The sequence below is a fragment of the Puniceibacterium antarcticum genome, assembly GCF_002760615.1.
GTDB lineage: Bacteria > Pseudomonadota > Alphaproteobacteria > Rhodobacterales > Rhodobacteraceae > Puniceibacterium > Puniceibacterium antarcticum.
This window is the reverse complement of the sequence record NZ_AWWI01000083.1, coordinates 1-9,568: the sequence shown is the minus strand read 5'-3', so window position 1 is coordinate 9,568 and position 9,568 is coordinate 1. Positions and strand designations below refer to the sequence as shown.

5 protein-coding genes and 1 pseudogene are annotated in these 9,568 nt (G+C 60.0%); 1 reads left to right on the top strand and 5 read right to left on the bottom strand.

Annotation, left to right across the window (positions count from 1 at the left end; genetic code table 11):
- Positions 1-95 precede the first annotated feature (95 nt).
- The 5 genes and pseudogenes from P775_RS12040 to P775_RS29855 all read right to left on the bottom strand — a co-directional run.
- Complete coding sequence (locus P775_RS12040; protein ID WP_099911231.1) at positions 96-296, bottom strand: hypothetical protein; 201 nt, start codon at positions 294-296, stop codon at positions 96-98.
- Between the two features lie 36 nt (positions 297-332).
- Positions 333-1,448, bottom strand: a complete 1,116-nt coding sequence (locus tag P775_RS12035) for a sugar phosphate nucleotidyltransferase (protein ID WP_099911230.1) — start codon at positions 1,446-1,448, stop codon at positions 333-335.
- 109 nt (positions 1,449-1,557) lie between these two features.
- Entirely contained in the window at positions 1,558-3,813 is a 2,256-nt protein-coding gene (gene treY / locus P775_RS12030) for a malto-oligosyltrehalose synthase (RefSeq protein ID WP_099911229.1), read from the bottom strand.
- On the bottom strand, positions 3,810-5,540 hold the full coding sequence (treZ, locus tag P775_RS12025; RefSeq protein ID WP_180287422.1) for a malto-oligosyltrehalose trehalohydrolase: 1,731 nt from the start codon (positions 5,538-5,540) through the stop codon (positions 3,810-3,812). Before treZ ends, treY begins: the two co-directional genes overlap by 4 nt.
- Positions 5,541-5,962: 422 nt before the next feature.
- Positions 5,963-6,249 (bottom strand): annotated as a pseudogene (locus P775_RS29855) (IS6 family transposase); the annotation flags it as partial.
- A 764-nt stretch (positions 6,250-7,013) separates the two neighbouring features.
- Here P775_RS29855 and P775_RS12015 point away from each other — a divergent pair.
- Positions 7,014-9,332, top strand: a complete 2,319-nt coding sequence (locus tag P775_RS12015) for a CHASE3 domain-containing protein (protein ID WP_143520890.1) — start codon at positions 7,014-7,016, stop codon at positions 9,330-9,332.
- The last annotated feature ends 236 nt before the right edge of the window (positions 9,333-9,568 follow it).

Below are 9,568 nucleotides of genomic sequence, written 5' to 3'. Positions count from 1 at the left end.
GGCCAGCTACCACACTGGATTCACGACATGAATCACTCCTGGATTTGTGCAACACAGCCCCTCACTCCAATACTCGGTGGGTGCGGCCTTGCACTTCAGGACGTTTTGATCTCAGACGCCGACTGTCCCTGAATGGCTGAAAAATTCCCCAAGAAGTCATTGGAGCTGGCGGCGTGATCCGTGAACAAGCCAAAGTTCATCCCTCCGTCCCGCACAACCGCGCCAAAGGTGTCTTGCCGCGCCAGCGACAAATCGAACGCGGATTCGATAGCGGAAACATGGGTCATGATGGTCATTGATCCCTGATTTGGAATGTTACGGAAATCTGCGGGCTAAGCCCGCAGAAGATTGATACGTGACTCGTATTCGGCGTGGCGCGCCAGCATGCCGGGCGTGATCAGGACGGTGCCCGAGGGCGTCACGCGGAAATGCTGCTCGTCGTGATAGCGGTTGAAGCCCGCGACCAGATCGCGCGGCACATACGCGCCCGGGGCGACGATGGTATTCTGCAGCAGCGCGCCGCGCGCGACATCGGCCCCCGGAAGCACGACGGTGCCGCCAGGCAGCACCCGGGTAAACCTGCCGCGCGCCGCCATGTCCGGATAGGCCGGGCAGGCGCATCGCACTGAGCCAGTCGCGATCGCGATGCAGGTTTCGCGCAGTGCATCCAGCGTGCCCACATCGCGCCAGAAGAAGTTCGCCTCGTGCTCGGCGACGTCATAGGCCTGCACCGCGCCATGCAACACGGCATCGGGAAGGATGTCATGACCGAAGTCATGCGAGGAGAGCGGCACTTCATGATCCGCCACCAGCGCCGTGCGCAGCCAGGCGGCATCGAAAACGTAGATCCCCATGCTGACCAGCGCCCGCGACGGATCGCGCGCCATCGGCTTGGGGTCCTGCGGCTTTTCATCGAATTCACGCACGCGCCCTCTGCCATCGACGCTGATCACCCCAAAGGCGCGCGCCTGTTCGAGTGGCACGCGGTCCACAGCCACCGTGACCGGCAGGCCCGAGGCCCGATGCGCCGCGATCATAGCACTGTAATCCATGCGGTAGACGTGGTCGGCGGCGACGACCAGCACGTGATCGGGCTTCGGGGCCATGATCTCGGAAAGGTTGCGGGTGACCGCGTCGGCGGTGCCGACATAACCTTCGGGCTGGCCGGTCACGACTCCGCCGTCACGGATATGCATTGTGCCGGGGGCAAAGGCGTCGCGCCAGATGGTGTTCAGGTGATCGATCAGCGCGGCGGGGCGATATTGCGTGGCGACCAGAAGGCGCGCCGGGGCGCAGTGCGCAAGGTTCGCCATCGTCCAGTCGACGATCCGCCCTCCGCCCGCAAAAGGCACGGCGGGTTTGCACATGTCTTCAGTCAGTTCGAAGAGACGGGAACCCTGTCCTCCGGCCAGCATGACGGCAACGATATTGTGAGCGATCTCAGACATTTGCGCCTCCTCCCGGCTTGCCTTCCTCTATAATCCCCGACGGAGGTTTCGGTTCCGGCGAAAATGCAGATCACTCACCTTTCCGGCGGAACCCGGCCTGCGCCCGGCCTCAGGCCGCGCCGATTGCTGTTTCTGCAGGCAGAACCGACAGGCTGAGCGGGCTTTGTGCGGCTTCGTCCTGCTGCGGCCAGTGCGTGCCTTTCACGGCGCTCCCGCCCGGCGCCAGGCACAGAACCACTTCAGCCAGAGGACCGGAGCGGCGAACGACAAGACCTTCCGCGCCCTGCTCCGCACGGAAGGCGCCATTGGCGAACAGCTCGGCATGATCGCGGCGCAGGGTCAGCAGGAGCTTCAACAACCGCGCCTTCTGCCCCGCCAGACCGGGCGCCGCGTGCGCGGCGTGCAGCGCCTCCAGGTCGACGGGGCGGCGGTTATCGGGATCGGTCAGCGCAAAATGCGTGGCTTCGCAGCCGCGATAGATGTCGGGACTGCCCGGCAACATCATCTTCAGCGCAAGCTGGCACAGCGAGAGCTGTTCGCCGCGCTCAACGATGCGGCTCAGGGCGGCAGGTGTCTCGTGCCGCCAGTTGTTGATCAAGGCGTTCAGGCAGACCTGCACGGCTCGCTCGGCCGCGGCGTCGGGATGGGTCCAGTTGGTTATCTCGTCCCCTTCGCGCAGGGCTTTCGTCAGATGATCGGCGAGCCGTTCGTCAAGCTCAGCATCGTCCCGGTCCCAGATCGCGAGGGACGACTGTACCAGATACCAGAGCACATTCGCGGGGACCTCTTCGGCCTGCGGCAAGCTCCGCGCATGCGCGATCAACGACAGCGCGTCGTCGGGCGAATGCGTCCAGGCGACCAGACGCATTCGCGCATCTTCGCTGCGCTTCGTGTCGTGGGACGAGGTCAGGATCATCCCGGTCCCGGGCTGGACCTGCGCCCAGTCATCGAGATCGGCAGCATTTGCGGCGGGGCGATCGGGATCTGCGCCGACCTCGCAGGCGGCAAGGTAGGGCGTCCAGCGAAAGCCCGCCGTATCCTCGTGCGACTTTGCCAGCAGGGCGCCGGTCACCTGCTCGAAGCGGATGCTGAGTGCTGTCTCGTCCGCATTCTGCGGATCGGTGATCATCTCCGCGATGAAATCCACAACCTCGCCCGACCGCAGGGTCGCGCCCGCTTCCTGCGCAACCTGCCCCATCAGCGCGCGGTCTTCGGGCGACGCGGTGCCACCGGCGACATAGGTCCGGTATCGTGGGAAGGCGCGCAGCAGGGCAAAGACCGCCTCGCGCAGCGCCTCGTCGCCGGGGTCCACGTCGGCGCGGGGCGCAAAGGCCACGCGGGCCAGACCGATCAGTTGGTAGAGCTCGGCCGCGAGATCACGGCGGATGACATCGCCCTTTGCGGTCTCCATCGCCTCGTGAAACGTCGCGGCACCACCGGTCTGGTCGACCCATGCGGCGTGCAGCCGCTCTGCGCCTTCGCGATCGGCCAACACCCGCGCGATGATCGCCGCCGCCTCGTAGCCCGTCGTACCCTCGACCGGCCAGTCGGGTAGCCTTTCATCGCCGGTCAGGATCTTTTCCACCCAGAACGGCGTTTCGCCCACCGCCGCACGCAGGCGCACCAGATACCCGGCAGGGTCGGCGAGACCGTCGATGTGGTCGATCCGGATGCCCTGCACACGGCCCTCGGCCAAAAGTTCAAGCAGCAGCGCGTGCATGTCGTCGAACACGCGCTGCTCCTCGACTCGCATCCCGATCAGCCCCGTGACGTTGAAAAAACGCCTGTGCGTGACCCCGTCGCGTTCCCGCGCCCAGTGCACCGCGCGCCAGACCTGCGCCTCGTGTAGCTCCTGCGGATCCTCCATTTCTACCCCGGGGCGCAGCGGTATCGCCAGTTCGCCAAGGCGCAGCGTCTCGCCGGAGCGAATGACCTTGCCCTGATCCGCGAGCGCCTCGAACGGCTCCTCGAGCCAAGGCAACACGAGCGGACCCGCCTCCCAGTCTATGTCGAAATGCGGGGCATATCGGCTGTCCTGACCATGCCGCAGCACGTCGACCAGCCAAGGATTATCGAGGCTGAAGGCCGTGTGATTGGGAACGATGTCGAGGATCAGGCCGATCTTGGCAGCCTGCGCCGCATCGGACAGCCTCTTGAACCCCTCGCGCCCACCCAGCGCCGGGTCGATCTCGGACGGGTCGGTCACGTCATAACCATGGGTTGAGCCGGGCGCCGCAGTAAAGATCGGCGAGAGGTAAAGATGAGAAATCCCCATTTCGACCAGATGGCCCAGATAGGCGATGGCGGCGTCGAAATCGACCCCTTCGCGCAACTGCAATCGGTAGGTGGCTGTAGGCAGTATCATCTTGGGGTCACTTTCACGGCGAAATGACAGGGATCGCTCACCTGGCCAAGGACAAGATCGGGGGCGTCCAAGGAGACAGCATCATCGGGGACAGCACCGAGATGCGCGACCATCTCCAGCCTGCCCGCCTCGAACGGCCAGACGCCGTAAAGCGACGCGCAGCCCGTCGCGCGCACTTGCGGCGTGTCGGACTTGCCCGAAATCAGCAGCGGCGCCAGCGATGCCGCCCGCCATGTCAGGCACTGCCGGGTGAGCGCGCGCCACTCGTCTGCATCCGGTGCCGGTGTGGCATAGGGGCGCGACGCGGCAAAGGTTTCGGGCGCCAGCGGGTCGGGCACGTCGCCGCCGAACTGGGAAAAGCCCGCAAATTCCGCGGCCCGTCCCTTGCGCACGGCCTCTCCCAACTCACCGTCGAAATCGGCGAAGAATAGGAACGGCGCGCGGGCCCCTTCCTCTTCTCCCATGAACAGCATCGGCACGGCGGGCGCAGACAAAAGCATGGCATGGGCGATGCGCACCGCTTCGGGATCGGCGAGCTGGATCAGCCGCTCGCCCTGCGCGCGGTTGCCCACTTGGTCGTGCGTCTGGTTGGAATTCACGAAGGCCTGCGGCGGCAGATGAGCCGTGGGCTCCCCGCGCGGCGTGTCGCGGGTCGGGCGCGGCTGGCCCTGCTCCACATGCCCTTCGGCGAGCGCGCGCAAAAGATCGGACAGCGGATCGACGGCGAAGCTCGCGTAATAGCTCTCATCCTCGCCGGTCAGCAGGCAGTGCATGGAGTGATGATAATCGTCATTCCAGCAAGCCGTGATGGAGCCGCGATCACGCATGTGTGGCAGGTTGCGGTCATCCTCGGCAATGAGGTGCACGGGGCGGTCCGGCACCGCGGCGCGCACGGCATGGGCCAGTTGGTCCAGCATGTGCGGATCGGACTCGTCGCGGATCTCGTGCACAGCGTCCAGCCGCAGCCCGTCGAACCCGAAGTCACGCACCCACATCACCGCATTATCTATGAAGAACCGGCGCACCGGCGCGCGGGTATAGTCGATGCCGGGCCCCCAAGGCGTAGTGCGGTCGGGGTCGAAGAATTCGGGCGCGATTGCGTCGAGGCTGCCGCCGAGCGGGCCGAAATGATTGTAGACCACGTCGAGGATCGCGAGCATCCCGGCCTCGTGGATCGCGTCGACCATATCCGAGAGATCCTGCGGACTGCCATAGGCAGGATGCACCGCATAGGGAAACACCCCGTCATAGCCCCAGCCCCGCTGCCCTGGAAAGGCCGCGACAGGCATGATCTCGATCGCCGTGATGCCAAGCTCGGCCAGCGCGGCCATCCGCGTGGCGGCCGCAGCAAAGGTGCCCTCGGCGGTGAAGGTGCCGATATGAATCTCGAGCAGGACGGTCGCGGCCCAGTCCGGCCGTGGCGCAGCGATGCGGCGATAAACCGGCAGGCAGAGCAGGGCGCTGCCGGTCGCATCATCCGCAAGCGCGCGCGCAGCAGGATCGGTCTGCGATTGGCCATCGACGATCAGCGCGTAGGGATCGCCCGGACCGCCAGTGAAAGTGCCTGCGAACAGACCGCCGTCGCGCAGGGGGAGAGGCGTTTCCTGCCCCTTTACCTCCACGCTGACGGTCTTGGCGCTTGGGGCCCAGAGCGAGACGGCCCAGGTGGTGCCCCCCAGAAAGGTGGTGCCCCATGCTCCGGCCTGAATTGCGTGCTCGTGCGTCATGATCCCTCGCTCGGCGACATCGCCCGGGAAACAAGTCCCTGTATGTTGCATTGGTTCCCTCGCGAAGATGAATGAGATCGAATTTTGTACGATCCCGCGGCCTGTGGACAGGTCAGACCTTTTGCGTGAGCTTCGCGATGAAAGGGTCTTTACCCCACGCGTCCCTCACGCAAGGATCACGCCAATCCCAGACAAGGAAAGACTTCCGCACGAGCGACAATCACCTCGCGACCACGCCAGAAACTGTTCATCGGGGGCGATTCTGGTCAGAACTGCCGCCCGTTCTGACCATTGCTCCCAGCGACAGAGTGGCGATCCAGACCGTTTAGGGCCGCGAAGAGGTTCTGCCGTCCGAAGGTTCGGAGTTGACACTCGCGCCGGAACTGAGCTGCATTATGTTATAAGATTAACACGCATTGGCCTCAGCTATCAGAGGCGCGGTGAAATCGGCTGACTTGGGCCGCAGATTCCCAGGCGTCGAATGCTTCCAAGCGGTGGTATAGGATAGTGAGAGCGGAGCGGCGGTGGGTTGGTACAGAGAAGTGATTTCGGCTTGCGGAATGCATGGAGACGAAACGCTGCAATCCGCCCGGCGATCGGAACCCTGCGTCACCCGCTCTCGCTTTCTGAACGGCGGGCGGCTGTTTTCGGCACGATTGTTAAGCGTCTTATGGGGTCAACGATGAAGGCCCGGCGCGATCTCGCGTTTGTCAAGAAGATGAGCGCAGGCCGCAAGCTTAGATATCAGATGGGTTTGGCGCTTCGCATAGATCCGCCGCATTTGTCGCAGATGTATGGCGACCTCTCCGCTGTCCATAAACGTGGCCAAAGCAGCCTGCGGAATGAGCGGCTCACGCTATAATATTGTGTGTTCTTTAAAGAAGGTTCGGTCATTGTGACCGGTTGTGCGTGGCGGTTATAGAAGAAATTCCATGCGACGCAATGTGCCGATTTAAGGATCGACGCATGACCAGCCATTCAGGCGCATAGCAGCATCAGTCAATTTGGGCTTCAAGCTGGCTTACGGCAGAACCGCATGGAGTAATCGCTCTCATATCTCTTCTTGGATCACCGCAACCAGCGGCCGTCAGCCCTTCTCGGACGGTCGTTCTGGGTGCAGCATCTACTCTGCTGCAGGCGCGAGATTCCGAGGCCGCTTTCCCGGGAGCCGACGCTCGCCCTGGTGATGCCGCATCCTTTGATGCTACAAGCTGCACCGGCGACGGCAAAGCGCAGAAGGGACCTTGCAAACGTCGGTTTGTGGACTGGATTGGAGAGGAACAGCTTAATGCCACCGATCCCTGCCGGGTAAATTGCATGTTGCGACGCAAAATCTGGATTTCCTGCATCACAACCTCAGTGATCAGTCGTGTTGAGTTTCGCTCAAAACCGCGCTCGCACAGCCAGACTTAAGCTCGCGGTAACAGGTGGCATTATAGTGTTGTGCTTCAAACTCACTGCTTGGATCAGTCTATGAAACTGAAGTTCCCGCGTATCTCAGCTCTTGCCAATCTGAAAACAAAGACCAAAGTCATGGGTGCAGTTGCCCTTCCTCTGGTTTTGACTGTTGGGGTTGGTTTCATCGCAATTGAAAGTTTCGACGCCTCTCGGGAGGCCGGGCGCTGGGTGAATCATACTCAAGAGGTTTTGTCGGAAGCGCAAACGATTTTGACCGCCGCCGTCGATATGGAAACGGGGATGCGCGGATATCTTCTGTCAGGTCTCGAAAACTTCCTAGAGCCCTATGACGCTGGAAATGCTCTGAGCTCCGTCAAGTTTTCCGCCCTGAAAGAAACCGTATCAGACAATCCTCGACAAGTGGCCCGGCTTGCCGAAGCGGAAACCGTCCTCGGTCAGTGGGTTTCACAGGTGGCAGAGCCCGAGATCGAGGTGCGCCGCGTCATCGGAAACTCTACAACGATGACTGACCTCGCGCGCGAGGTTCGCAAAGGTAAAGGCAAAGCCTACTTCGACGCATTCAGAGGTAAAATTGCGACGTTCATCGAAAATGAGCAAGCGCTTCTGATTGACCGCTCAGCCGAGTTTCGAAGTGTCATTCAGAGCAGTGAGGTCGAGTCAGCGGAGGTTCTTTCAACGGTTGCAATGGTCGATCATACCCATGAAGTGATCGAGACTGCACAACGTATTCTGGCGTCGGCAATTGACATGGAAACCGGCATGCGCGGCTTTCTTCTGGCGGGCGATGAAGCATTTCTTGAACCACTTAACTCTGGCCGGACCGGTTTTTTGAATCTTGTCAAGGAACTGTCTGTTACGGTCAGCGATAATCCCGCACAAGTTGCGTTGCTTGCTGAAATTCAGGAGGTGATTGACAGTTGGTTTCAGGATGTCGTGACGCCCTTCATTGATATGCGTCGCACCATCGGAAACGCGCTGACCATGGATGATTTGGCGCGTACCGTTGGAGAGGCGCGCGGGAAAGTTTTTTTTGATAAATTTCGCGAAACGATGGCCGCCTTTTCTACTGAAGAAAAAGAACTTCTCAAGCTCCGTCAGAATGCAAACGCAGCGGCTACTCTTCGTAGTGAAAATGACATTCTAATCATGATTGCGATCACAATCTTACTTGGAGGCAGCGCTGGCATGCTCATTGGCAGCAGCCTGTCTCGCGGGATCAAAAGTCTGACGACATCCATGAAGGATCTTGCCGCTGGAAACCACGATTTGGAAATTGAAGGACGCTCTCAGAAAGACGAAGTCGGGGAAATGGCAAACACCTTGGCAATTTTCCAAAAGGCTCTGATCGATAAAGCGGCAATGGAGCATGAGCAGAGAATTCGGGATGAAAAGCAACGCTTCGCCGTAGAAACCCTCAGTGAGGTTCTCTCGGCTCTATCGGGCGGAGATTTGGAGGCAGAGATTGGCCCGGATTTCCCGGAAGAATATCAGAAAATTGCGACGGATTTTAACAAGACAGCCGCGACATTAAGGGCAACGATCCTGCGGGTTATTGCCGCAACAGAAAGTATCCGGAGCGGCTCATCCGAGATAAGTCAGGCTTCCGAAGATCTTTCCAAAAGAACAGAGACCCAAGCCGCCACATTGGAAGAAACAGCAGCAGCTTTAGAAGAGTTAACGACCTCGGTCAAACGAACGTCTGACGGCGCAAGAAACGTTGAAACTCTCATGAAGGAAGCAAGAACAGAGGCGGAGGTGGGTGGTTCGGTCGTCAGGCAGGCCGTCTCTGCCATGAATGAAATCCAGGAATCCTCAAATCAAGTCGCGCAGATTATCAAAGTGATCGAAGACATCGCTTTTCAAGTCAATCTCTTGGCACTAAATGCCGGAGTGGAAGCGGCACGTGCAGGTGAGGCAGGAAAAGGGTTTGCCGTGGTGGCCTCTGAAGTCCGAAACTTGTCTATCAAATGCGCTGAAGCCGCAAAAGAAATTCAACACCGTATCAGGCGTAGTACAGATCAGGTTGAGGGCGGTGTGAAACTTGTCGCAAAGACGGGAGATTCCCTTGATGCGATTATCAAGCGCGTACAAGATATTTCGCAACATATCTCTCATATCGCGCAGGCCGCGACAGAACAATCGGTTGGCCTAGGCGAAATAAATACTGGAGTTTCTGACCTCGATAGAGTGGCGCAACATAATGCCGCAATGGTCGAGCAGTCGACAGCTGCCAGTCATCAACTTATGGGAGAAGCGAATGAACTCTCTGACAGCGTAAAACATTTTAAGATTGACCTTTCAAGGGAAACTGTGACTTCATTAAGTTCCGATAAATCTGACCGATCTTCCAGAAAATATAGTGAGGCAGCATGAAATGTGGACGAACAGATCTCAAATCTCTGGTACAGAAGAATAGGATTTTTCTAACTATTTGGAGGGCATTGTTGCACAACTCAGACCTGAGGTCTGACAGCCCCTTTCCCCTTAGGCTCCAGACCGGCGCTGTTGCATAAATCTGAAACTGGCCGCAGCTCCCCTTTCCCCGGATACACTTATCCTACGGCAATCGTGACCGGTATGCCGAGGGCCGTGAAGCGGTTCAGGACAGC

Excerpts from the sequence above, each read along its gene's own strand:
- P775_RS12040 (WP_099911231.1), bottom strand. The coding sequence starts at position 296 with ATGACCATCATGACCCATGTTTCCGCTATCGAATCCGCGTTCGATTTG.
- P775_RS12035 (WP_099911230.1), bottom strand. The coding sequence starts at position 1,448 with ATGTCTGAGATCGCTCACAATATCGTTGCCGTCATGCTGGCCGGAGGA.
- treY (WP_099911229.1), bottom strand. The coding sequence starts at position 3,813 with ATGATACTGCCTACAGCCACCTACCGATTGCAGTTGCGCGAAGGGGTC.
- treZ (WP_180287422.1), bottom strand. The coding sequence starts at position 5,540 with ATGACGCACGAGCACGCAATTCAGGCCGGAGCATGGGGCACCACCTTT.
- P775_RS12015 (WP_143520890.1), top strand. The coding sequence starts at position 7,014 with ATGAAACTGAAGTTCCCGCGTATCTCAGCTCTTGCCAATCTGAAAACA.